We start from the raw sequence: 25,876 nt of genomic DNA, 5'->3' as shown, positions 1-25,876 counted from the left end.
CCCCCCTATTCCAATCTTATTCTGGGATCTACTACACCATAGAACAAATCAATTATATACATCATCAGTATCAATATTGCCGCATAGAATATAGTTGTTCCCATGATAAGAGTATAATCCTGCTGAGTAATGCTCTGAACAAAATATTTACCAATTCCAGGAATAGCAAATATGCTCTCTATAACAAAGGATCCAACAACAATTCCGGCAAAAGAAACTCCAAGAATTGTAACTATCGGAAGAATAGCATTTCTGATTGTATGTTTCCACGTAACCGCAAGGTTTGAAAGTCCCTTCGCCCTAGCAGTCCTGATATAATCCTGGTTTAAAACGTCAAGCATACTTGTCCTCATCATTCTTGCAATATAAGCAATATAAGTTGCCCCTAAAGCAAAGACAGGCATTATATAGTGAGCCGGAGTCCCCCATCTGGCAACGGGAAGAACTTTAAGCCAAACCCCAAATATCCATTGGAAAAGTGCTGCAAATACAAACTCCGGAACAGAGACTCCTATTACCGCTAAAATAATAACAAAATAATCGATGGCTTTTCCTCTATGAAGTGCCGCAACTATTCCAAACAAAATTCCCAGTCCTGCTCCCAGAGCTAATGCATATATTCCTATTTTAAACGATACCGGGAAACCGTCTCTGAGCATGTCATTTACCGATCTGTTTTTGTACTTCATAGAATCTCCAAGATCACCTTTTAAAATATTTTTTAAATAAGTTCCATACTGAACTATTAAAGGCTTATCTAACCCATACTTCATCTTCAGCTTTTCCATTATTTCTGCGGGAATTTTTTTCTGATCCGTAAAAGGATCTCCCGGAATGGAATGCATTAGAAAAAACGTTATTGTAATTATTACCCACAGAGTCAAGATAGCCATTAAAGTTCTTTTCACAGTATACCTTAACATAAATAACATCACACCCCCACTAGTTTTTTTATTTAATAAATTAGATTAATTCCTCCTCTCATCCATAAAAGAATTAAATTAAAGGGTTCACACACCTATTATTCTTAATAAAGTTAAGTGAAACCCCTATAATTCATTCTATTATACTATTTAGTCAAATAAACCATTCTCCCTCATAAAAATTAATTGTTCAAATATTTAAATAGTTTAAATGTTCCTTACTATAATATTAGGAGATTTTAAATATTTTTTCAATTAAAAATATTTTAACATTATATTAATAAAATTTAATATTAAAGTATATAGTATCATTTTGCTTTAATAATTTCAAGTATTAACTTATTAACAATTTGAGGATTTGCTTTTCCTTTAGTTTTTTTCATAACCTGACCTACTAAAAATCCTATGGCTCTATTCTTACCATTTTTGAAATCTGCCACAGATTGAGGATTTTCGGTTATCACCGTGTTGACAATATCCTTTATTTCTTCCTCATCATTCATTTGGATCAATCCTTTGTCCCTAACAATATCCTTCGGAGATTGACCGGTTTCAAACATTTCCTTTAAAACCTTTTTCCCTATGTTATTCCCAATTTCGCCTTTATTTACCATGTTCAACAATTCTGCAAATTCCATAGGATTAAATCTGATATCTTCTATTTGCATATCCTCATCTTTTAGTCTCCTTAAGATATCTCCCATTATCCAATTGCTTACCTGTTTATAATCATCAACATATTTAGATGTCTTCTCAAAGAAATCAGCTAATTCTTTTGTCCCTGTAAGTACTTCCGAATCATATTCAGGTAAACCATATTCCTGCATAAATCTTTCTTTTTTTTCTTGAGGAAGTTCAGGGAAATTTTTTCGTATATTTTCAATCCATTCTCCCTTAATTTCCATTTTTACAAGATCCGGTTCCGGAAAATATCTATAATCTGAAACTCCTTCCTTTCTCCTCATAACAACAGTTTCATTTCTGATTTCATCCCATCTTCTGGTTTCCCTTACAGTATCCTTACCCTGGGACAAAAGCTCTCTATGCCTTTTTTCCTCATACTCCAACGCTTTTACTACTCCTTTAAAGGAATTGATGTTTTTCATCTCGATTATCTTGCTTTTCTTCCCTGTGGATTCTTCAACTACATTTATATTGACATCACATCTTAAAGAACCTTCCTCCATTTTGCAATCGGATACTTCAATATATCTTAAGGTGGCCTTGAGCTTTTCCAAAAAACTCCTTGCTTCTTCAGGAGAATTCATATCCGGTTCAGTAACTATTTCTATTAAAGGAACTCCGCTTCTGTTAAAATCCATAAGAGTTTCCCCTTTTTCCGAATGAATGGACTTCCCCGTATCTTCTTCCACATGAATTCTTATAAGTCTTATCCTTTTCGGTTTCCCTTCCCTTTCTATTTCCACGTATCCTCTGCTGCAAATAGGAACATCATATTGAGAAATCTGGTATCCCTTAACCAAATCAGGATAAAAATAATTCTTTCTGTCCATCTTCGTAATCTTTGCTATATTGCAGTTAAAGGCAAGGCCTGCTTTTATACAATATTCTACCGCTTTTTTATTTATTACAGGAAGCGCTCCCGGAAGTCCCAAGCAAACAGGACAGCAATGGGTATTTGCTTCTCCGCCAAATTCCGTACTGCAGCCACAAAACAATTTCGACTTAGTCATAAGCTCCACATGTATTTCAAGACCTATTAAGGTTTTATATTTCATTTTCTTCACCTCTTAAATCCGGTAATATTTTTTCTATTCCGCTATTCTGTTCAAAGGCATAGGCAGCTTTCAATATCTTTTCCTCATTGAACCTATTACCAATTAGTTGAAGCCCTACAGGTAAATTTTCTATATAACCGCAAGGAACTGATATAGCACAGCAACCAGCCAAGTTTACGGAAACCGTAAGAACATCTGCCATATACATTGATACCGGATCATCCAATCTTTCTCCTATCCTGAACGGAAGGGTAGGAGACGTAGGGGACAGAATCAAATCATATTTCTCAAAAATCTTATCAAAATCTTTCTTAAGCAATCCTCTCACTTTTTGAGCTTTTTTATAATATGCATCATAATATCCGCTGCTTAAAGAATAAGTCCCAAGCATTATTCTTCTTTTTACCTCTTCTCCAAATCCCTGTGATCTTGTATTTATATATAATTCATTTATGTCAGAATAATCTTTTGCTCTATAACCATATCTTATTCCATCAAAACGAGCCAAATTAGAACTTGCTTCAGAAGTTGCAATTAAATAATAGCAGGGCAATGCATACTGAGTATAAGGTAAAGATACTTCTTCTATCGTCGCCCCTAATTTTTCAAAGGCCCTTGCGCTTTCACGTATCCTTTCACTTATGTTTTTGTCTACTCCTTCTCCGAAATATTCTTTCGGAAGGGCTATTTTCATTCCCTTTATATCTTCAGACAAATATTTCATATAATCTTTCTTCACCATATTAACAGATGTGGAATCTTTATCATCATATCCTGAAATTACATTAAGCATAAAAGCACAATCCTCTACATTCCTTCCAAGGGTACCTATTTGATCCAAAGAGGAAGCAAAGGCTATAAGGCCATATCTGGAAACCAATCCATATGTAGGTTTAATCCCGACAACCCCACAAAAACTTGCCGGCTGTCTTACGGAACCGCCGGTTTCCGAGCCCAATGCAAGGGGTGCTTCAAGGGAAGCCACGGCTGCCGCAGATCCTCCGCTGGAACCTCCCGGCACTCTGCTTAAATCATAGGGATTTTTTGTATTCTTAAATCGGGAATTTTCCGTAGAAGACCCCATGGCGAATTCGTCCATATTGGTCTTTCCTATAATTATTCCTCCCTCATTTTTTATTTTATCCACAACTGTTGCATTGTAGGGAGGAATAAAATTTTCCAATATTTTAGATGCACAGGTGGTTTTAATTCCCTTAGTCACAATATTATCCTTAATTGCAACAGGTATTCCTTCAATGACTCCAAGTTTTTCTCCTCTTGATATCTTCTCATCTGTTTTTTTTGCTGACTTTAAAGCATCTTCCTTAGTCAAAGTAATAAAGGCATCTACTTTTTCTTCTGCTTCTTCTATTCTTTCAAAATATGCTTTTATAACTTCTTCACTTGATATTTCTTTGGATTTTATTCTTTCAGCCAATTCCTTTGCGGAAATTTCAATTATTTTCAAATGTTTCACCTCTCTCTACTCAACTACCTTCGGCAATTTAAAATAGCCGAATTCTTTATCCGGAGCATTTAGAAGAGTATCTTCTTTTGGAATACTTTCTTTAACTTTATCTTCTCTCATCAATTGAATCAAAAAATTAACTTCATACATAGGCTCCGCCTTTTCTGTATCTACCTCTTTCAGTTTTTCCACATATTCCAATACCTCAGAAAATTTTCTTGTAAAATCCTCTATCTCTTCTTCATTAAATTTAAGCCTGGAAAGCTCCGCTATGTGCTTCACTTCCTCTTTCGAAATCATAATACTCCTCCTCTGTTTAAATCTTAAACTTGTAACTATTTTACCACTAAAATACTCGAAAAATCAATATACTCCAACGTAAGATAATGTTAATGGGTCAATCAAGGCTTTCTTGATTGACCCATCATAATTACTTAACCTTATTTCCCCGGTGCTTCACTTTCCGGAACTTTAGTGGTTTCCTCAGCGGGAACCTCCTTGACTTCAACTGTACTGTTCTGAACGGGAACTTCTTTAGCAGGAACAGTCTCAACCGTTGTGCTGTTTTGAATTAAATCCTTGAAGGTTAAAGAATTGTCACTATTAACATCAGGAATATTAATTTCCATATTCTTATTGATATTATATGTCTTTGTACTAAAATCAACTCTTAATTTTAATACAGGTGAATTTTGGTCGGAAGGAATAGCTTGTGAAGCTTCACCATTATTTGCAATTTTTTCTATAGCCCCTATGTCAATATTCAAATCCAATTTTCCAACCTGATGTACAATATAACCTTGGCTGTTTACGCCATATTCAACAACTAATCCATCATCGCCTAAGATCTTCAGATTCTCAATTTTATCCATAAAATCATTAAATTGTTTTTTTATCTCAGGAACATTCTCTTTAACAGTTATTTCAGTGGGGCCATCTGCTTTCCCAATAACCTCCATATTAAGTTTTTCTTTGCTTAATGCCTTATCCTGTACGCCTACGGCTTTATTTATTCCTTCAATATATTTTTGGGTAAATTCTACCATCTCTTCATTGTCCAAATAGCTGTTTCCTATATATCTTACAAGTTTTTTAAATGATGCATCGTCTAATTTTACATTATAAATATATAAAGATTTTCCGTTAACAGTTCTTGTCCCTTTAAAAGTTGCTAATTCAACATCAGGATCAAATTCATCATAGTATTTCTGTAATGAATTCAATAATTCAGGCTGAATTTCTTTACTGAAATTTATTAATTTATTAAGATCTACATTTTCATCTCCTGTATTTAACACATCTCCTATATCATAAACTATGAACTCTTTGTCCTTGTTTCCCTGGGCTATTGAATTCATAACCTCAGATGGCATTTTTATAATTTCCTTCAATTTAGGTGTATCGGAGGACAAATCCGCTTCAGCCCAGACTTCTGTATTCGCATTTATATTTCCTGACTTAATGTCTGTCTTTACGTATGATTTTGATGCTGTCTTTTCTTCATTTTGAATTGTTTTTTGGTACATATTGATTTCCGCACCATTCATCATATTGATCGCTTGCTGAATTTCTTCTTGCTGCTCTTTTGGTAAATTTTCTCCTTCTAAGCTGAATACAAGTTTTGTGTCACCTTCCATCGATGATACTTCGTTAGATTTTTGTAAAGCATTATAAAGATTTTTCTCGGCTCCCGTGCAGCCAGTAAATGACAAGGCCAGCACCAATACCATAACTAAAACAACTGCTTTCTTCATTTTTATTCCCTCCAAATTTTAACTTTTATATGTGTTATAACTAAATATAACTATATATTATATTATACAAAAAATCAATAATTCATCCGTATTAATCATTTATATAATTCCTCTTCACTCAATATTTTAATTCCCAGCTCAACTGCTTTCTCATATTTAGAACCCGGATTTTCTCCGGCTATTACATAATTCGTCTTTTTGCTTACACTGCTTGATACCTTACCCCCTAAGCTTTCAACCATATCTTGCGCCTCTCTTCGCGTGTGTTTTTTCAAAGCCCCGGTTATTACCACAGTTTTCCCGTTGAATATAGACTCTTTTTCCTTCCTTTCTTCAAATGAAAGGGCTATTCCTTCTTTTAACAATTTTTCAATTCCCCGGCGGATTTTTTCATCATGGAAAAATTCTATTATGCTTTTGGCCACTATATCTCCTATATCAGGTATGGATATTAATTCTTCATAGGATGCATTCATCACTCCGTCTAAGGATTTAAAATAATTTGCCAAATCGCTTGCCGTTCTTTTTCCTACATTAGGAATTCCCAAAGCAAAAATAAATGAACTTAAGTTTGCTTCTTTGCTGTTTTTTATTGACTGAAGAAGGTTGTTTACTCTTTTGTCCTTAAATCCGTCCAGTTTTATTAAATCCTCATATTTCAATTCATATATCTGAGGAATATCTTTTAAGTTCAATACTTCAAATAGTTTTTCCGCAGTTTTATCATTAAATCCCTCAATATTCATACCGTCTCTTCCGGAAAAATGGACTATTCTGGAAACAAGTTGAGGCTTACAGGTCAATGAATTAGGGCAAAACATATGAACCCCCATTTGAATCAACTCACTTCCACAGTAAGGGCATTTAACAGGTTTTTCAATTGTTATCTCTTCCTCGTTAGGCTCCATGACTCCCATTATTTCGGGAATTACATCATTGGATCTCCTTATAAGTACTTTCGAACCTATTTTAACCTTTTTTCTCTGAATATCATCCCAATTATTAAGCGTAGCTCTCTTAACCGTCACTCCGCCGATTTCAACAGGTTCCAATATTGCCGTAGGGGTTACCTTCCCCGTTCTTCCGACATTCCATTTGACCTCCAGCAATTTAGTCGTAGTCTCTTCCGCTTCATACTTATATGCAATTGCCCACCTGGGAAATTTTAAAGTATAGCCCAAGATATCTTTTGTTTTTGTATCATTAATTTTTATTACAACTCCATCTGTAAGAATATCTAATCTTTCCCTTTCGCTTTTCACTCTTTCTATTTCTTCAATAACCTGATCTATACTTGTAAATACCTTCAAATAATTACTTACTGGAAGCCTGTTTTTCTTTAAAAAATCAATCATTTCCACATAGTCATGGAATGTTCTCCCTTCAATATATCCTACATTGTAAAAATAACCTATTAGTTTTCTCTTTCTCGTTTCATTGGGATCTAAGTTTCTTAATGCTCCTGCTGCAGCATTTCTCGCATTTTTCAAGGGTTCTAAAGCTGTCTTGTTATATTCCCCTAAAGCAGATAAAGGCATAAGCCCTTCTCCTTGAATTTCAACCAGTCCTTTGAAGGGAATTTTCAGTGGAATTGATTTTATAGTTTTCAATTGAGGAAGTATGGCCTCTCCCACAGAGCCGTTTCCCCTTGTAGCCCCTTGAACCAATTCTCCGTTGTTATAAGTAAGGTTAATTGTAAGTCCATCAAATTTATATTCTGTAACATATTCTAAGGGAGGCAATTTTTCGTTATTTTTTTCATTGTAGTCATTGATTATCCTTCTAATCCTTTCATCCCAATTTATCAGTTCCCCCGTACTGCGGCTTTTGTCCAAACTCCACAGTTTTCCAAGATGAACATGCTTTTCAAATTTTTCAAGTATTTCTCCGCCTACTCTTTGAGTAGGTGATGATGGAAGTATAATTCCCGTTTCCTTCTCGAGTTTTATCAATTGACTATAATATTCGTCATATTCCTTATCGCTTACTTTAGGATTATCCAAAGTATAATAATAATAATCCAAATCATCTATTATATCTATTAATTCTCTCATTCTATCTATGCCTTCCATTATTTAACCTCCCTTACAAACTCTATAGGGGCAATTGAAAGAAGCAATTTTTTTAATCCCTTATTTTCAAAAGCAACAACTATTTCTTTATCCTTACCTACTTTTTTTATCTGCACTACAGTACCCATTCCCCACATTTTGTGATTAACTTTACTTCCGATTTGAATGTCCTCTTTAAGATTCACTTTCTTTTCAAATTTATTTTTAATATCTGTCCTTTCCTCATATTCAATTTCATCTTCCTGTTCTTCTTTTCTCTGACCATTCTTGCATATTTTTAGCATATCATCGGGAATTTCTTTTAAAAACCTGGAAGGCAAGCTGTAGGTCGTATTTCCATATATAGTTCTTAAGTTTGCATAGGAAATATATAAAAGTTCTTCAGCTCTTGTCACTGCTACATAACAAAGCCTTCTTTCCTCTTCCATATCATGAATACTATCCAAAGCTCTGCTTATCGGAAAAAGCCCTTCTTCCATTCCGACTAAAAATACCACCGGAAACTCCAGTCCTTTTGCACCATGGACGGTCATCATGGTTACCACGTCTTTTCTTTCATCCGTCTTATCAACGTCGGAGAGCAATGACACATTTGCAAGAAAGTCCTCTAAAGTTCCCCCTTCATAATTAGTCTCAAAATCCACTGCCACAGATATAAATTCTTTTAAATTTTCTATTCTGCTTTGGGATTCAACAGAATTTTCTTCTTCTAATTCTTTTATATAACCCGTCGAATATACAACTTCTTCTATAAAATCTCTTACTCCCATTATCTCCTTCATAGCCAAAAATTTGTTTATCATAGCAGTAAAAGATTTAATGACATTTCTTGCTCTCCCACTTAATCCTTGTATTTTATCTAAATCAAGTAAAGCACCATATATGCTTTCTCCGGTTTGAGAAGTATACTTTTCTATTTTCCCCAGCGTAGACGCCCCTATCCCTCTTTTAGGCACATTTATAATCCTTCTGAGAGAAATATCATCTAAAGGGTTTTGAATAAGCCTCAAATAAGCAATTAAATCCTTTACTTCCTTTCTATCATAGAACTTTAATCCTCCTACAATTTTGTAAGGTATGTTGTTTCTTATAAATGTTTCTTCAAAACTTCGGGATTGAGCATTAGTCCTATATAGTATAACAAAATCGCCATATTTATATTTCCCTTCCTCTATCAGATCAATAACCTTTTGAGTAACAAAATTTGCTTCTTCCTTTTCATCGAAATTAATTTTAAGAGTAGCATATTGCCCTCTTTCTTTGGCAGTCCACAGTTTTTTGCCTTTTCTCTCCGTATTGTTCTTAATGATGGAATTGGCAACATCAAGAATATTTCCCGTGGAACGATAATTTTGTTCAAGTTTGATTACTTCCGCGCCTTTGAAATCTCTTTCAAAGTTTAAAATATTTCTTATATCGGCACCTCTCCAACCATATACAGATTGATCTTCATCTCCAACGACACAAATATTTCCGTGCTTCCCTGAAAGATATTTTATAAGTTCATATTGGGATTTATTAGTATCCTGATATTCATCAACAAATATATACTCAAATTTGCTTTGATATTTCTCACGAATTCTTTCATCGGATTTAAGAAGAAAAACAGTTTTCAAAATCAAATCGTCAAAATCCAATGCGTTGTTCTTCTTAAGTTTTTCTTCATAAAGGTCATATATTTCTCCCACATTTCTTCTATAATAATCCTTATAATTTTCATTTATGTAGTCATCGGGATCAATCATGTCATCTTTCAGAGAACTGATAATACTAATTATAGGCTTTTCCTGAAAAGTTTCCTTATTTAAATTTTTTTCTGTTATACATTCCTTTACTAAAGTCTTTTGATCGAGAGAGTCATATATGGAAAAGTTTCTTTTATAACCAATTGATTCAATTTCTCTCCTCAATATTCTTACACACATGGAATGAAAAGTTCCCATCCATATATCTTCCACTCTCCCCTTAAGCAAACCCTCCACCCTTTCTTTCATCTCTTTTGCTGCTTTATTCGTAAAGGTTATGGCCAAGATATTGCTCGGAAATACTCTCTTTTCCTCAATCAGATAAGCAATTTTATGAGTGATAACTCTGGTTTTCCCGGAACCGGCTCCCGCCAATATTAACAATGGGCCTTCCGTGTGAAGAACCCCTTCCTTTTGTTTTTCATTAAGTCCCTGTAGATAATCCACATCATTTCCACCTTTCCCTAAAATATCTCGGAAATTATTTTTCTAAATTATTATATCATATATTATCTTTCTTAACATATTAGTTAAAAAAGACTTTTCCATAGGAAAAAGGGATTTTCCTTATTGAAAATCCCTTTTTAAAATTAGTTTATATTATTGAATTTGTCTGAAATGGTATGAGTAAATTTTTCTGCGTTTTTTAAATCTTCTTCATCAGGATGTCCCTTGGCAAATCCTCCCCACAATTTAAATATAAAAAATGTATCATACCCTGTACAGCTAAATTCACCTAAGACATTTGCTCCCTTTTCCTTTAAGGATTTTATAGCATGATCGTTGCAGTTAGTATTTCCGCTTCCTCTCGTGGAAAATACAAAAACATTCTTGCCCTTCAAGTCCGCATTCTCAATTATATTTCTCATGTTTTTATGATATCTTCCCGCATATATTCCTGAGCCAAAGCCGATTAAATCGTAATCCCCTATCATACCGTTGTCAAAATCAACATCCTTTATCAGCTTTCCATCCAATGCGGCGGATATCCTTTCGGCAACCTTTTTTGTGTTAAAATGATGAAAAGATGAATAAACAATTAACGCTTTCATTTTCATTCTCCTTCTAACAAAAAATTTTATCCATTAAAATAATTATATCATTTTAAAGGATAAAAATAAACATTATGGTAAATAAACTAATAATATCTTTTTATATTACTTTATTCCATTACTATAAACCAATACTCCATTCTTTATAACTTTCTCCACTATATTAACTCCTGTGTTATAAGGAAGAAATTTATAAGAAGGATATTCCAATACAACCAAATCTCCTTTTTTACCAACATCTATGCTGCCTATGGTATCTGCCCTGTCTAAGGCTGCCGCTCCGTTTATAGTCATGGCTGTAATTGTTTCTTCTATTGTCATATTCATGTATATGGCAGATAAAGCAAAGATAAGGGGTATCGAATTGGTAAAACCGCTTCCCGGGTTGAAATCAGTTGCCAATGCTACTCCACAACCATTATCTATCATATATCTACCCTTTGCAAATGGTTCCCTTAAACAAAAAGCCGTCGTCGGAAGCAATGTACTTACAACTTTTCTTTCAGCCATATCTTTTATTCCCTTATCGGAAGCATGGAGAAGATGATCTGCAGAGACGGTTCCCAATTCTGCACCCAGCTCTGCTCCTCCAAGAGAAGCTATTTCATCTGCATGAATTTTTAATTTCATCCCCAACTCTTTTGCCTCTAAAAGAATTTTTCTTGATTCTTCTACGGAGAAAACTCCTTCTTCACAGAAAACATCACAGAATTCCGCTAATTCGTTTTCCGCTACATAGGGCATTACTTTCTCTATCATAAAATCTATATAATCATTCTGCTTTCCTTTATATTCAGCGGGAACAGCATGGGCACCCAAAAACGTTGATACTACATCCACCGGATGGATATCATTAAGTTCCTTCATAACTTCCAACTGTTTTATTTCCGTATCATAATCCAATCCGTATCCGCTTTTCCCTTCCACCGTCGTTACTCCAAAATGCAGCATGGAATCCAATCTTTTCTTTCCTAAGCCTATAAGTTCTTCTCTTGAAGCTTCTCTTGTAGCTTTGACAGTATTGGCAATGCCTCCTCCTCTGTTCATTATATCCATATAGCTGTCACCCTTAAGCCTCCAGGAGAATTCTTCTTCTCTGTATCCTCCGAATACAAAATGGGTATGGGAATCCACAAAACCCGGCAATACACATTTGTTTTCCAGATTTAAAACCTCATAATTATTTTCATCATATTTGCCCAGAATGTCCTCTGTCTTCTCTGCTGCTTTGATTATCCCTTCTTCTATTACCACGCTTCCGTTCTCAATTATGTGAATATCGGACATATCCTTCCCGAATTTAGCCTTGTTCCCACTGCATGTAACAATTTGGGAAGCATTTTTTATCAAAATATTTCCTTTTTTCATCTTTTCACCTACCAATTATAGTTTAAAATAGGACCTTACACCATACATTAAGTATGATGTAAAGTCCTATTCATTATTTTAACTTTTCAAATATATCTTCTACAGCATTTTTAATCATTTTTTCATCTGTCAAATAAGGAATTGTAATATGGCCTTTACCTTCATTATCTTTATTAAATTTAGCGGCTGTTTCCATGGAATGTTCATTTCTTGCCCAAGATCGTCTTGCAACTCCGCTCATAACATCCCACAATATAGCTGACTTGATCACTTCATCTACTCTATAACTTCCATCAAGTACCAATCCAAATCCTCCGTTTACTGCCTTACCTATTCCTACCCCGCCGCCATTATGGAGAGAAACCAAACTCATACCTCTTGCAGCGTTTCCTGCATAACATTGAACAGCCATATCTGCCATGACATTGCTTCCGTCTTTAATATTTGAAGTCTCCCTAAATGGGGAATCAGTTCCGGATACATCATGATGGTCTCTTCCTATCATTACAGGACCTATTTCTCCCTTTCGTACCAGATCGTTAAATTTAAGAGCTATTCTTATCCTGCCTTCCGCATCCTGATATAATATTCTTGCTTGAGTTCCCACTACCATCTTATTTTTTTCCGCATTTTTTATCCAATTATAATTATCCCTATCCTGATATCTTCTGTTAAAATCAATACATTCCATAGCGGCATGATCGGTTTTTATCAAATCCTCGTGCTTTCCGCTTAGGCATACCCACCTGAATGGGCCATATCCATAATCGAAAAGAAGGGGTCCCATTATATCCTCTACATAGGAAGGCCATATGAATCCGTCTTTTTCATCCACGCCATTTTTTGATATTTCCTTGATGCCCGCATCATATACGGCCTTCATAAAAGAATTTCCGTAATCAAAGAAATAGACTCCTCTTTCTGTTAAAACCTTAATCAACTTAAAATGATGCCTTAAGGTGCTGTCAACTAATTTTACAAATTTTTCCGGATTTTTGGCCAAAAGCCTCGTTCTCTCTTCAAATGTTATTCCTTCAGGACAATATCCTCCTTCATGAGCATTATGGCATGACGTCTGATCGGAAAGAAGATCTACATGTATGTTATTATCTACCACATATTTAAGCAGATCAACTATATTTCCAAGATAAGCTATGGACATAGGCTCCTTTTTCTTTAAAGATTCATCTGCCCATGAAAATACTTCTTTCAAATCGGAAGAGCACTTTTTTACCCATCCTTGTTTGAGGCGAGTATCTATTCTGGATTTATCAACTTCCGCTATTATACCTACTCCATGAGCTATTTCCGTTGCTTTGCCCTGAGCTCCGCTCATTCCCCCGAGACCGGACGTAACAAACAGCTTTCCTCTTAAATCTCCGTCATTGGGAATCCCCAATTTTAATCTTCCTGCGTTCAATATGGTATTATAAGTTCCATGGACTATTCCTTGAGGCCCTATATACATCCATCCTCCGGCAGTCATCTGTCCATAATTGGCAACTCCCATCTCTTCAGCAATTTCCCAATCTTTCATATTGTCAAACATTCCAACCATTAAAGCGTTTGTAATTATTACTCTTGGCGATTCTGGTCTCGACTTAAATAAACCAAGGGGATGTCCCGATTCCAGTACAAGAGTCTGATCCTGAGTCATTACACTTAAATATTTTTTTATCAGCCTGTACTGCATCCAATTTTGACAAACACTTCCTGTTTCCCCATAAGTAACAAGTTCATATGGATATAAAGCCACATCAAAATCCAAGTTATTATCAATCATAACCTGAAAAGCCCTTCCTTCAATGCAGTTGCCCTCATACTCGTCAATGGGCTTACCATAAATTCTGCCTTCCGGTCTGAACCTGTATCCATAAATTCTGCCTCTTGTTGTTAACTCATTTAAAAATTCCGGGATTAATTGTTCATGATATTTTTCAGGAACATATCTCAATGCATTCTTTAATGCAGTTTCTGTTTGAGACTTAGTCAAATGAAATCCCCTGTCCGGTGCTCTTCTTATACCTTCGACAAATTTAGGCATCTCCGGAAGATAATCATCAAGTTTTATTTTAATCATTTTTACACCTTCCTCATTAATAAATATTTATTTAATATGCTATAAATTAACTTTTGATAGTATTTCCCTCTCCTTATCATTAACTTTTGATTCCAATTCACATACATCTCTTCTCACAGCCTCTGTGAATTTTTCATCTTTTATGGAACCTAAATTTATTTTGACATTATATAATGCGGAAATAACCGCAGTCCTTGCCGAGAGAGCAGCCACCGCACCATCTGTTACGGCATTTTTATTACCTTTCAATACTACCTTCTCCGCTAAAGAAAACAGTTCATAAGCATCCTTTGCCACATTTAACGGAACCAAAGCTGCCTTTTTAAAGGATTCCTGAATGATATTTTTTCTCTCATTCTTTTCCTCATCGGTGTTCTTAGGAAGCTTGAAAGCTGCCATTATACTGTTAAAAGAATTTGCATCTTCATCTATATAATTGATAAATTTTTCTTTATAATCTTGTGCCGTTTTTTTTATCTCTTCCATTTCTTTTTGAACATTCTCGTATCCTTTTTTATCTAAGGTCAAATTGGCAACCATTTGTATTAAGGCAGCTGCCGATGCCCCATTCAATGCTGCAATGCTTCCTCCTCCAGGGGCGGGTGAGTCTGATGAGGTTTCATCCATAAATTTTTTAATACTCATTTCCTTAAACATATACTCAAATCCTCCATATATCATTATTTAGAATTAAGAAGCCTTTTTTCCAATACTTGATTGATATCAAAACTTTCAATCTGTAGATAATATTCGGCGCAATCCAGCAATGCCTTCATTGGAACTGTTCCTATTACTTCGCTTCCTACCACGTTTATTCCATATCTTCGAGCTTCCATCTTAACCATTTCAAAAGCTCTGTATACAGAAGTCTTTTCATAATTAACCAAATTCATCGAAACCTGAGTTATATTTCTTTCCTCTAATTTTAATCCGATAGCCTTTACAAATCTCAATCCTCCGCCAATAAATCTCACCTTTTTAGCTATAGCAGTAGCTATCTCCAAGTCATCCGTATCTAAATTTACATTAAATGCCACTAATGGCACTCTTGCTCCTACTGCTGTACATCCACTTTTTTCATTCATAATTTGAGGACCGAAATCCGGTTTCCATTCCTCTTTTTTAATTTTTTCAAAGAATCCTTCGTATTGTCCTCTCCTTATATCAGCCAAATTTTTTCTTTCAGGTTTAGTTGCCGCCTCCTCATACAAATAAACGGGAATTTTCAGATCTCCTATTGTCTTTCCTACTTCCTTTGCTAATTCAACACATTCTGCCATGGTTATATCTGAAACAGGAGTAAAAGGCACCACATCTACAGCACCCATCCTCGGGTGACCTCCATGATGTTTAGTCATATCTATAAGCTCAATTGCAACCTTTGACGCATTTATAACTGCCTCTTTTACCTTTTCGGGAGAACCGATCATTGTAACTACAGTTCTGTTATGGTCTTCATCTGATGAATAATCCAATAGTTTAACTTCTTTAACCTTTCTTACCTCTTCAACTATTTTCTCTACAACATCGTTGTTTCTTCCTTCGCTGAAATTTGGAACACATTCAACTAACTTAGACATTTCTTTCCTCCTCATTTTAGGTAAATAATCTTTCTCATTTTAACTTTATTATATCATTTTTCCAAAAGACTTCATCAATATTCCAATTCTACTTTTTCTTCAACGGCTTTCAATATTTTTCCGCTGTCTATAAGGTCCGTAACCTTGTCAAGTTCTTTGTACATTTCTATGTCGCTGTCCTTTTCTATAAATTTTACTGCACCTCTTATTACCTTATATGCTTCTTTAGTACCCTCTCCAAGTTCAAACCCTTCGTCCTTTCTAAAATCTATAGCTTGACATGCTGCCATCACTTCTGTAGCCAATATCCTCTTTACATTGTTTATTATATCCCTTGCTTTTCTTGCTGCGATAGTCCCCATACTTACAATATCTTCCTGATTAGCCGAAGACGGTATAGAATCTACAGAGGCAGGATGAGCAAGTATTTTATTTTCAGATACTAATGCTGCTGCCGCATATTGAGTAATCATAAACCCTGAACTCAATCCTCCATCCTTTGTTAAAAATGCAGGCAAATCGTTTAATTGATGATTTATAAGTCTTTCCAGTCTCCTTTCAGAAATATTCCCTATCTCTGCTCCTCCGATTCCTAAGAAATCAAATGCTACAGCCATAGGTTCTCCATGGAAATTGCCCCCCGATATTACATCTCCTTCTTTTGTGATTATGGGATTATCCGTAACGGCATTCAACTCTGTTTCAACTTTCTCTTGTACATAATCTATAGTGTCCTTGCAAGCTCCATGAACCTGAGGTACACATCTTAAAGAATACGCATCCTGTACTCTTAATTCTCCCTGCCTTGTTACATAGGTACTTCCTTTTACTAACTTTAATATATTTCTTGCAGTCTTAAGCTGCCCTTTATGGCCTCTTATTATATGGATTCTCTCATCAAAAGCATCTGTTATTCCTCTCAATGCCTCTATAGTCAATGCCGCCGCGATATCACTTATCTTTAACAATTTTATCCCGTCATAAACCGCTAAGGCGCCTGTGGAAGTTAATACCTGAGTTCCATTAATTAATGCAAGGCCTTCTTTTGCATCTAATTCTATTGTTGGTATCCCGCCTTTTTCCATAGCCTCCTTACCCGTCATATGCTTTCCTTTATATTCTGCTTCTCCAAGTCCAAGCATTGGTAAAACCATATGAGCTAAAGGTGCTAAATCACCGGATGCACCTAAAGAACCTTTTTCAGGAATTAACGGATGAACCCCCTCATTCAACATTTTTATAAGAGTATTCAGAGTTTCTATCCTAATCCCGGAATACCCTTTTGCTAAAGCATTAGCTCTTGTAACCATTATAGCCCGCACAATATCTGTGGAAAAATAAGGACCGTAACCGCAGGCATGAGAACGAATAAGATTCTCTTGTAATGTCTTACAATCTCCCTTGGATATATTAACATTGCAAAATTCCCCAAATCCGGTAGTTACTCCGTATACCACTTTCTCATTTTCCACTATATCGTCTATTATTTTTCTTGATGATAAAACATTTTTTTCGGCTTCTTTACTTAAGGATACCTTCCACCCTTCCCTTGCTGCCAATACCAACTGTTCTAATGTTAAATCATTGCCTGTTAAAACAATTTCCTTCATTCACATTCCCTCCTTAAATTATCACAATATTTAAAATTAGTCTCAAAAAATTTCCCTCATAATATAAACATACCTTATTTTTAAAATAATAAATTGAAACCGTTATCCCTTATCTCCACCACCTAAATATGATCTATTTATTATATTTATTATAACACAGTTTCGTCAAATAACAGTCAACTGGGATATATAAAAAAATACTCCCACCTGCAACTTCTTTACTCACTTAGCGAGTATACAGGTGGGATCATGTCACCTTTTCTCTTTCGAAGGAACTCCCATACGTTCAAATACAATGTCATATCCATCGCAACCATAATTTAACGATCTATTTATTCTGCTAATAGTTGCTGTACTGGCCCCCGTTTCCTTTTCAATTTCATTATAGGTCTTATTCATACGCAGTAATTTTGCTACTTTAAATCTTTGGGAAATGGACTGAACTTCTTTTACCGTGCAAATGTCTTCAAAAAAACGATAACATTCTTCCAAATTTTCAAGTTTCAGAATTGCATCAAAAAACAAATCCGCTTGCTTGCTTTTAATTTTGGAATCATAAGTCATAATAAATTCCCCCTTGTTTATTATAATAATATTCTACATTTTTGTCGAAAAACCTTTTCATTTTCTATTTATGAATATTTTTTATAAATTACTATGTTATTGTAATAAAGTCATTTCTTTTTTTTAAATACTTATAATCACTATATAATAAAGTTCAATTTATTGCAAGCTCTGCCTATTTCTATTGAAGAAAGTCAAGTTCAATGATATAATTAAAATCAATTAAAAATACATTAGTTGGAGGTGTTAAGTTTGATAAACATAAAATGGTTTGGTCATTCATGTTTTAAAATAACATCTAATAAAGGTATTGTTGTTGTCACAGACCCCTTTGATCCAACTGTAGGGTATTCTCCTTTAGACATAGAAGCTGATATTGTAACTTCTTCTCACTCCCATTATGATCACAACTATTTCAAAGCTATAAAAGGCGACTTTAAAATAATAGATAAACCTAAGGAATATAATGTAAAGGATATTATCATAAATGGTATCAGGACTTTCCATGATAACGTTTATGGGACTAAAAGGGGAAAAAATATTGTATTTCTGATAAATATGGATGGTATTAAATTATGCCATCTGGGCGATTTAGGTCATACTCTTACAGACAAGCAATTAGAAGAAATAGGCAAAGTAGATGTCTTATTCATTCCTGTAGGAGGATATTATACTATTAATAATGAAGAGGCTGTAAAAGTGGTAAAGCAATTAAATCCAAAACTGACAATCCCCATGCATTTTAAAACTCCCGAAATTGATTTCCCAATAACTGATGAAAAAAATTTTTTAAAGGAATTAAATGGGGGGAAAATTTCATCAAATAATATTGATGTAGACTCTGCCTTTTTAAAGACTGAAAAAGTTATAAGCTTAAATTATAAACAAAAAATTTTATGAATATAATTTTTTGTTTTGGAGATTATAAAGTATGTAAGGTTCGTAAAAAGTTATCCAGCCAAATCTTTTAGGCAGCTCTTTAATGAGTACCCTATAGAGATAGTCAATGGTAGTATTTAATCTAATTGATTTGATACTGCTTTGATGAGAATAATATATCTCCAATATTTTATATGGTCCGTAATGGATCCATATAAATAATAGATATATTATATATCTGGATCCATTACGGACCTTACTTTTTTATTCATAATCATAAACCGAAATATTTTTTTAAATTGATATCATAAGGGGCCCGAACAATCCCCTTTTCTGTGATTATTCCGTTAATCAATTCATGAGGAGTAACATCAAAAGCAGGATTAAATACCTTAATATTCAGTGGTGCTGTCTGGACTCCAAATCCCCTGATTATTTCCTCTTTATCTCTTTCTTCTATAACAATATCATCTCCTGTAGACGTGTTTAAATCTATAGTTGAAAAAGGTGCGGCTATATAAAACGGAATATTATGTGCTTTAGCCAAAAGGGCTACTCCGTAAGTCCCTATTTTGTTTGCTGCGTCCCCATTGGCAGCTACCCTATCACAGCCCGTGATTACCATATCCACCCAACCTTTTTTCATCACTACTGCTGCCATACTATCTGTAATTAAAGTCACATCTATACCCGCCTGACTTAATTCAAATGATGTCAGCCTTGCGCCTTGAAGAAGCGGTCTTGTTTCATCGGCGAATACTTTTATGTTTAAACCCTTTTCTTTAGCCATATAAATAGGAGCCAATGCGGTACCATATTTGGAAGCAGCCAATACTCCTGCATTACAATGAGTGAGAACAGACATATTATCCTTTAAAATTTTCAGGCCATTCTCTCCTATTTTTCTGCAGACATCTTCATCTTCTTTCTGAATCAGTACAGCTTCTTCCTCCAAGGCTTCTTTTATTTCATGCAAAGGTCTGTCTTTTAAACTTAAAACTTTCTTATCCATCCTGTTCAGAGCCCAAAAAAGATTGACTGCCGTAGGTCTTGAAGAACTCAAATATTCCTTGATTTTTGTAAACTTTTTATAAAATTTATCGAAATCATCTTCTTCGACATCTTTAACTCCCAGAAATATTCCATAAGCAGCAGCTATCCCTATAGCCGGAGCACCTCTTATTTTGAGTCTCTTTATGGCATCAAAACACTCTTCCGCATTTTTTATTTCGATAGTTTCATTAACTACAGGTAATTTTGTCTGATCGATTATGTACAACTTTCCCCCGTCATATTTAATAGTTTGAAGCATCAGATCACTCCCTCGTTGAATTTTAAAAACCTCAAATAAATTATATCTGAATCGGACAAATATATTTTATCATATTAAAGGCAATCTATATAACTATATGATTATTGCCATTATATTTTTATTAATATAAAAATCAGTAAACGGGACAATCCAAGTTATGGATAATTTTCTATTATTAAAGCTAAATTATATAGTGACGATAGATATTTTGATATATAAATTATTATTAAATCCATCATCAATTTTAGAAAGGGGAGATTGGTAAAATCTTTTTGTTACGAATATGAAGTACTATCTACATATATAAAAAGTTGGCCACTTTGATTTTGCACAAGGATTTCCATAATAAAATAAAGAAAATAGGTGAATTTATGAGAATCAATAATAATATTATAGAAAGATTTTATACAATCAATAATAGCATCTTTTCAAGAAATATTTTAAGTAATAATTTTACTATTAAAAACGAAAATTCAATATATAAATCTAATTTCAGCAGCTATATTCCATCTAAATTTATCAATTTAAATAAAATAACTCAGAAAATGATAATAAACAGAGAGATGATAGATTTTAACAGCGGAATTGTTTCCTTTGAATATGGTGCTAATAATTTTTATATCGAAAAAGATGGAATGTCAATTGAAATACCGATTAGTGAAGTATCACCAATTATAAATGAAGATAATGTTAAAACTTTAGAAGTAATAAATAACAGGCTGACGTTATCACCAAATACTTACTATAAATTTAAACATGCAGATGGTATTGAAAGATTATATGGTGCTACAAATAATGGCTTTAAAACAATTGATTTTGTAGACAGTATATATGATGAAAGTAAAACATCATATGATCAAACATTATTTGATACGGTAGATATAATAAATGAACTATTAAGAGACAGTTCTTATATGATCATTTCTTCAAAAAAGTCTATAAATTTTTTAACAAATGAGCTCGGATTTAAACCCGGATATTTCGAAGTAGGCATGAGTACAGGAAAAACTAATAGGTATTTCTATTTAGATAGCGGAAGAATCATCAATGATAAAGCATTTAATAATCAAATTTATTGTTTAAATAGTATAAATCATTTAGAATATGGAGTACCCAGGGATGCAAAATGGATTATCGGCGGCATTGAATATAAAATGAATGAAGACGGATATTTTAATCTTCCATACCTAAATAGCGGACTCACAAGTGGAGAATTTAAATTAGTCAATTCTGAGGGTAAAGAAATTCATTTAAAAAATCCGGATATGGTGAAGCAATCGGAAAATGTGAAATAGTTTGAATAAAAACCCTACATGTTAATGTAAAATAATTTAACATGTAGGGTTTTTTTATGATACAAAAAATCTTTATTGGAAATTTGATGCGGGATATCTGTTTACAAGTAATGATTATTGCCATTATATTTTTATTAAGGTATTATTTAATTGATATCTTAATTATTTTTATGATTTTAGAATATTTATTTTAAAAATTCTTATGCTCAATAGGATTAACTTTTCCTTTTCAATAAATACAATAGAGAGGGGTACGATTATGTTATTTAATGATATAAATATGGAATATGTGGATGCCATAATGATAGTGGATCATAACGGAAATATCGTATATTCCGTGAGATATAATCCCAGATTCGACAATAATTCAAAATTAAACGATTTTAAAGAAATTATAAACAAAAATTTTCTTGAAATATATCCCGCTTTAGATATCGAAGAAAGTACAATAATTAATTGCTTAAAATATGGTACTCCGCAATATTTTGAGAATCAAATTTTCCACGATAATAAAGGAAGAGTCTATAATACCCAAAATCTTACACTTCCTATAATCAGGAGAGGAAAGATATTAGGAGCAATAGAAATATCCAAAGATATAACTAAAGTTAAAGAAATAACAGAAAGGTTAAAAACAAGGAAAACGTTCCAAATTATTGGAAATAAAAAATTTAATATGGGAAAAAATACGGCAGAGTACAATTTTGATAGTATAATTACTCAAAACAAAGAAATGAAATACAATATAAAAAAAGCAAAGATGATTGCAAATAGTTCATCTCCTGTTTTAGTCTATGGAGAAACCGGAACTGGAAAGGAATTATTCGTTCAATCGATCCATAACTATAGCAACAGACATGATAAACCGTTTATCGCTCAAAATTGTGCCGCTCTCCCGGAAAATCTATTTGAATCAATATTATTTGGCTCAGTAAAAGGTGCTTTTACCGGTTCTGTAGATAGACCGGGACTCTTTGAACTTGCTGATGGCGGGACGCTGTTCTTAGATGAGATAAATTCAATGCCTAACGGATTACAGGCAAAACTTTTAAGAGTACTTCAAGACGGAATGGTTAGAAGGATAGGGGATTCAAAAGACAGAAGAATTAATGTAAGAATAATAACCGCCATGAATCAAGATCCCATTAAATCCGTTAAAAGGGGAAATTTAAGAGAGGACCTTTTCTATAGGTTAAATGTAGTAAGTATAAAATTATTACCTTTAAGGGAACGAAAGGAAGATATTTCACTATATATTCCATATTTTATAGATAAATATAATAAAGAACTCAATAAAAATGTATCAGGAATATCTAAAGAGGTAAAAAAGATATTTTATGAATATAACTGGCCGGGAAACGTAAGAGAGTTGCAACATATAATAGAATCTTCCGTTAATATATTAAACAGCGGAGATATACAATTAAAACATCTGCCCATATATTTAATCGAAAACATAAATAATAATTCTATAAATGAAGATATAAGGGAAATTAAACCGTTAAATCAAGAAATCGAATCCTTGGAAAAACAACTAATAATAAATGCCTTAAAAAAAGCTAACGGAAATATTACTTCTGCAGCAAATATGCTTGGAATTCCCAGACAAACTCTTCATTACAAAATAAACAAATATTCCATCCAAATAAGCAAATATAAATAAGGTTATAAAAATATAAAACTCATACCTTTAAAGATAATTTAATGTTTATATAAAAGACGAACTATTGACAATTCTGACAATAATTCGTCTTTTATTACTTATAGCTAATAATAGCTAATATTTGTTATAATAAAATTTATTAGGAAAACAATATGACCGGTCACAAAACCGGTCATATTATCATATAATTTATTTAAAAATTTTTACTGATTGACTAAGAATTCAGGAACTTCCTCTTTCCCTTGTCCATAATAATCAAATATTCTTACTGCTTGTTCAATTTGTTTATCAGTCATCATGGCAATATTATCACTCATAGATTTAGCTATACAGTATGTTTTTGCTGCTTCCTCCAAATATACACACGAATAAAGAGCTTGTTTTAAAGAATTCCCCACTGCTATTACTCCATGATTTTTTAATATTACTGCTAATTTACCATTTAAATTTTCCACTGCTTCTATACCCATTTGCTCACTGGCCGCAGATGAAAACGAACATACCTTAACGGAACCCTTTGTGGCATTAGCTAATGTTGTAAGATTACACTTAAATTCATCCTGAATTAATCCCAATGCCGTCGCATAAGGCTGATGGGTATGAATTATGGCCTTAACACCTGTCATATTATTATATATATATAATAATGCTTTAGTATCAACGGAAGCCTTTCTCTTTCCTTCTATTATATTGCCTGTCAAATCCATCAAAATAATATCATCTGTCACCATTTCTTCATAAATCATTCCTGAAGGAGTAACTAATATCTTATCCTTTTCAACTCTTAAACTTACATTTCCCCCTGAAAGTACTATTAAACCATACCTGTCTAATTTAATTCCTGCTTTTATTATTTCATCTTTCTCTTTTTTATACATTTTTTATCTTCCTTTCTACGTAAAGAGTAAAGAGAATTATTAACTTTTATTTTCTGCTTCAGAGAATCGGGATGCTTCATCTCTTCAATTTTTAAAAGCTCAGTTTCTAAATCCTTATAATCGTCATAAGCTCTCAAATCTATCCAATATCTTCCTCTAAATAATGAAGGAGAATTAATTCTTATATATAGCTTTCCGGCAAGCCTTTGTTCTTTAATTTTAAAACTGGTAATTTCGCCCATACTGTATACATGAGATCTTTTAAAGGCTTTAAATATTATTTTATCTCCTCCTATAATTATTTCACCAGGATAGCTGATTGATACAAAATTAGTTATAATTGTATATATGCATAGAAAGCATATAAACATCCACAAATATTTTATATTCGTACCCGTAAATAATTTATAAATACCTATAAATAATACTATAATTGTTAAAACACTTGCATAAACAATCCTGACTAAAAATAGCTTTTTATCAAATTTATATTCTCTTTCCATCTTTCACCATACCAATCTAAATTATGCTTTTTGTTCCATTTCATGTGCTTCTTTTAAGATTCTCTTTCTGTTAATTATCGCCAAGGATATTGCAACTACTGCTATAACTGCCATGCCAATCCACCCAAAATCATTTATTCTCACAATCAGCCAAGTCAATGGATTTGCACCATCGCATATACTTGAAATCTGAGTTGCACCTGAAGGCATAGTATAATTTGCATTTTGGGCTGCTATGGTTATAAGAGGTGCCAAATTAGTTGAAATCAATAAACCTACTGCCAAAACAATTATACCATTTATTAAAGCCCTGAACCCATTTCCGTTAACAACCGGTGTGATTAATACAAACATCCATGGTATCACTGCTAAATCAGCAAAAGGCAAGACCTTATTACCGGGTATGAGAACTGCCATAAAAACTGTTAAAGGTACTAATATAAGTGAAACCGACAATGTTACGGGATGCCCTACTCCTACTGCCGAATCAAGTCCAATGTACATTTTCCCCTTTTTTGAAAATCTTTTATTTATGAACTCTGAGGCTGCATCAGAAATAGGTAATAATCCTTCCATAAGCAATGATGCCATTTTAGGAATTAAAACAAGCACTGCACCCATAGTGATACCTAAAGTAAGAACATCTTTAATTCCATAGCCTGCAATAATACCTATTATTATACCAAGGCTTGTCCCTATTAAAATAGGTTCTCCAAACACTCCAAATCTTTTTTGAACTTTTTCCATACTTATATCTATATCCCTTACTCCCGGAATTAAATCTATAATTTTATTTATTACGATTGCAATGGGTGCATATGCTCCTGTAAATCCATGGGGCAGAGAAACTCCCGGTAATCCCAGCGTTTTTTCAACTCCCGGTGCTGTATAATCTCCTATCACCATAATTATTATCATATTCAATACCGCTGCAATTACTCCCATCATCTGACTACCCGTAGATATTGCTACCAATGCTCCCGTAAAAGCAAAATGCCAATAATCCCAAATATCAACATCCACTGTTTGAGTTGTATTAGTTAAAATCATCACGATATTCACAATTAAACCAACAGGAATTATTATCATTCCTACAGTTGAAGCAAATGCTATAGCCGCTGCGGCAGGCCAGCCAACATCAATCACCGAAAGTGAAAGGCCAAAACGTTTAATCATCTGTTCAACAGCCGGACCTAAATTAGCCCCTAATGCATTTATTACCAAATTTAATCCAATAAATCCAACACCGACTGTTAATCCTGCTCTTAATGCTTTACCTTTCTCAGTTCCTAAAATAATTCCAAATATGAAAATTATTATGGGCATCATCACGTTGGCGCCTAATCCCTGAATAAAATTGAAAAATCCTAAAATATATGACATAAATAACT

21 protein-coding genes are annotated in these 25,876 nt (G+C 33.6%); 3 read left to right on the top strand and 18 right to left on the bottom strand.

Annotation, left to right across the window (positions count from 1 at the left end):
• Positions 1-5: 5 nt before the first annotated feature.
• From PP176A_RS06860 to PP176A_RS06795, 14 genes are all read right to left on the bottom strand, one after another.
• Positions 6-923, bottom strand: a complete 918-nt coding sequence (locus PP176A_RS06860) for an ABC transporter permease (protein WP_071139772.1) — start codon at positions 921-923, stop codon at positions 6-8.
• 308 nt (positions 924-1,231) lie between these two features.
• On the bottom strand, positions 1,232-2,662 hold the full coding sequence (gatB, locus tag PP176A_RS06855) for an Asp-tRNA(Asn)/Glu-tRNA(Gln) amidotransferase subunit GatB (protein WP_071139720.1): 1,431 nt from the start codon (positions 2,660-2,662) through the stop codon (positions 1,232-1,234).
• The gene (gatA, locus tag PP176A_RS06850; protein WP_071139719.1) at positions 2,652-4,130 is read right to left on the bottom strand and encodes an Asp-tRNA(Asn)/Glu-tRNA(Gln) amidotransferase subunit GatA; all 1,479 of its coding nucleotides are present in this window, start codon (positions 4,128-4,130) and stop codon (positions 2,652-2,654) included. The genes gatB and gatA overlap by 11 nt, the downstream gene beginning before the upstream one ends.
• Before the next feature lie 15 nt (positions 4,131-4,145).
• Positions 4,146-4,430 carry an Asp-tRNA(Asn)/Glu-tRNA(Gln) amidotransferase subunit GatC gene (gene gatC, locus PP176A_RS06845; RefSeq protein ID WP_200796073.1) on the bottom strand — a complete coding sequence of 95 codons (285 nt, stop codon included), beginning with the start codon at positions 4,428-4,430 and terminating at the stop codon, positions 4,146-4,148.
• Positions 4,431-4,570: 140 nt separating this feature from the next.
• Positions 4,571-5,884, bottom strand: coding sequence for a hypothetical protein (locus PP176A_RS06840; RefSeq protein WP_071139717.1), 1,314 nt, complete (start codon positions 5,882-5,884; stop codon positions 4,571-4,573).
• 95 nt (positions 5,885-5,979) lie between these two features.
• Complete coding sequence (gene ligA, locus PP176A_RS06835; protein WP_071139716.1) at positions 5,980-7,956, bottom strand: NAD-dependent DNA ligase LigA; 1,977 nt, start codon at positions 7,954-7,956, stop codon at positions 5,980-5,982.
• Positions 7,956-10,148, bottom strand: a complete 2,193-nt coding sequence (gene pcrA, locus PP176A_RS06830) for a DNA helicase PcrA (RefSeq protein WP_071139715.1) — start codon at positions 10,146-10,148, stop codon at positions 7,956-7,958. The genes ligA and pcrA overlap by 1 nt, the downstream gene beginning before the upstream one ends.
• Positions 10,149-10,291: 143 nt before the next feature.
• Complete coding sequence (locus PP176A_RS06825; protein ID WP_071139714.1) at positions 10,292-10,753, bottom strand: flavodoxin family protein; 462 nt, start codon at positions 10,751-10,753, stop codon at positions 10,292-10,294.
• A 105-nt stretch (positions 10,754-10,858) separates the two neighbouring features.
• On the bottom strand, positions 10,859-12,121 hold the full coding sequence (gene hutI, locus PP176A_RS06820) for an imidazolonepropionase (RefSeq protein ID WP_071139713.1): 1,263 nt from the start codon (positions 12,119-12,121) through the stop codon (positions 10,859-10,861).
• A gap of 73 nt (positions 12,122-12,194) precedes the next feature.
• The gene (locus tag PP176A_RS06815) at positions 12,195-14,201 is read right to left on the bottom strand and encodes a urocanate hydratase (RefSeq protein WP_071139712.1); all 2,007 of its coding nucleotides are present in this window, start codon (positions 14,199-14,201) and stop codon (positions 12,195-12,197) included.
• 39 nt (positions 14,202-14,240) lie between these two features.
• A complete protein-coding gene (locus PP176A_RS06810) occupies positions 14,241-14,858 on the bottom strand; it encodes a cyclodeaminase/cyclohydrolase family protein (RefSeq protein ID WP_071139711.1) in 618 nt (205 codons plus the stop codon).
• A gap of 23 nt (positions 14,859-14,881) precedes the next feature.
• On the bottom strand, positions 14,882-15,781 hold the full coding sequence (gene ftcD / locus PP176A_RS06805) for a glutamate formimidoyltransferase (protein ID WP_071139710.1): 900 nt from the start codon (positions 15,779-15,781) through the stop codon (positions 14,882-14,884).
• Positions 15,782-15,855: 74 nt separating this feature from the next.
• Complete coding sequence (gene hutH, locus PP176A_RS06800; RefSeq protein ID WP_071139709.1) at positions 15,856-17,391, bottom strand: histidine ammonia-lyase; 1,536 nt, start codon at positions 17,389-17,391, stop codon at positions 15,856-15,858.
• Positions 17,392-17,643: 252 nt separating this feature from the next.
• Complete coding sequence (locus PP176A_RS06795; protein ID WP_071139708.1) at positions 17,644-17,955, bottom strand: YerC/YecD family TrpR-related protein; 312 nt, start codon at positions 17,953-17,955, stop codon at positions 17,644-17,646.
• A gap of 252 nt (positions 17,956-18,207) precedes the next feature.
• Between PP176A_RS06795 and PP176A_RS06790 the strand changes: the two genes are divergently transcribed.
• Positions 18,208-18,855: an MBL fold metallo-hydrolase gene (locus PP176A_RS06790; protein ID WP_200796072.1), complete on the top strand. Its 648-nt coding sequence runs from the start codon at positions 18,208-18,210 to the stop codon at positions 18,853-18,855.
• 253 nt (positions 18,856-19,108) lie between these two features.
• Here the strand turns inward: PP176A_RS06790 and mtnA are convergent, their stop codons facing one another.
• Entirely contained in the window at positions 19,109-20,146 is a 1,038-nt protein-coding gene (mtnA, locus tag PP176A_RS06785; protein ID WP_071139707.1) for an S-methyl-5-thioribose-1-phosphate isomerase, read from the bottom strand.
• Positions 20,147-20,517: 371 nt separating this feature from the next.
• Here mtnA and PP176A_RS06780 point away from each other — a divergent pair, with 371 nt between their 5' ends.
• Both PP176A_RS06780 and PP176A_RS06775 read left to right on the top strand, forming a co-directional pair.
• Positions 20,518-21,441: a hypothetical protein gene (locus tag PP176A_RS06780; protein ID WP_071139706.1), complete on the top strand. Its 924-nt coding sequence runs from the start codon at positions 20,518-20,520 to the stop codon at positions 21,439-21,441.
• A 259-nt stretch (positions 21,442-21,700) separates the two neighbouring features.
• Entirely contained in the window at positions 21,701-23,104 is a 1,404-nt protein-coding gene (locus PP176A_RS06775; RefSeq protein ID WP_071139705.1) for a sigma-54 interaction domain-containing protein, read from the top strand.
• Positions 23,105-23,307: 203 nt separating this feature from the next.
• Here the strand turns inward: PP176A_RS06775 and PP176A_RS06770 are convergent, their stop codons facing one another.
• From PP176A_RS06770 to PP176A_RS06760, 3 genes are read right to left on the bottom strand one after another with little or no spacing between them, the layout of a single operon-like run.
• Positions 23,308-23,982 carry a class II aldolase/adducin family protein gene (locus PP176A_RS06770; protein WP_071139704.1) on the bottom strand — a complete coding sequence of 225 codons (675 nt, stop codon included), beginning with the start codon at positions 23,980-23,982 and terminating at the stop codon, positions 23,308-23,310.
• The gene (locus tag PP176A_RS06765) at positions 23,955-24,485 is read right to left on the bottom strand and encodes a hypothetical protein (protein ID WP_071139703.1); all 531 of its coding nucleotides are present in this window, start codon (positions 24,483-24,485) and stop codon (positions 23,955-23,957) included. The genes PP176A_RS06770 and PP176A_RS06765 overlap by 28 nt, the downstream gene beginning before the upstream one ends.
• A gap of 21 nt (positions 24,486-24,506) precedes the next feature.
• On the bottom strand, positions 24,507-25,868 hold the full coding sequence (locus PP176A_RS06760; protein ID WP_071139702.1) for a PTS galactitol transporter subunit IIC: 1,362 nt from the start codon (positions 25,866-25,868) through the stop codon (positions 24,507-24,509).
• Positions 25,869-25,876: the final 8 nt, after the last annotated feature.

It is taken from the genome of Sporanaerobacter sp. PP17-6a, assembly GCF_900095615.1.
Lineage (GTDB): Bacteria > Bacillota > Clostridia > Tissierellales > Acidilutibacteraceae > Acidilutibacter > Acidilutibacter cellobiosedens.
This window is presented reverse-complemented; position numbering and strand designations above follow the sequence as displayed.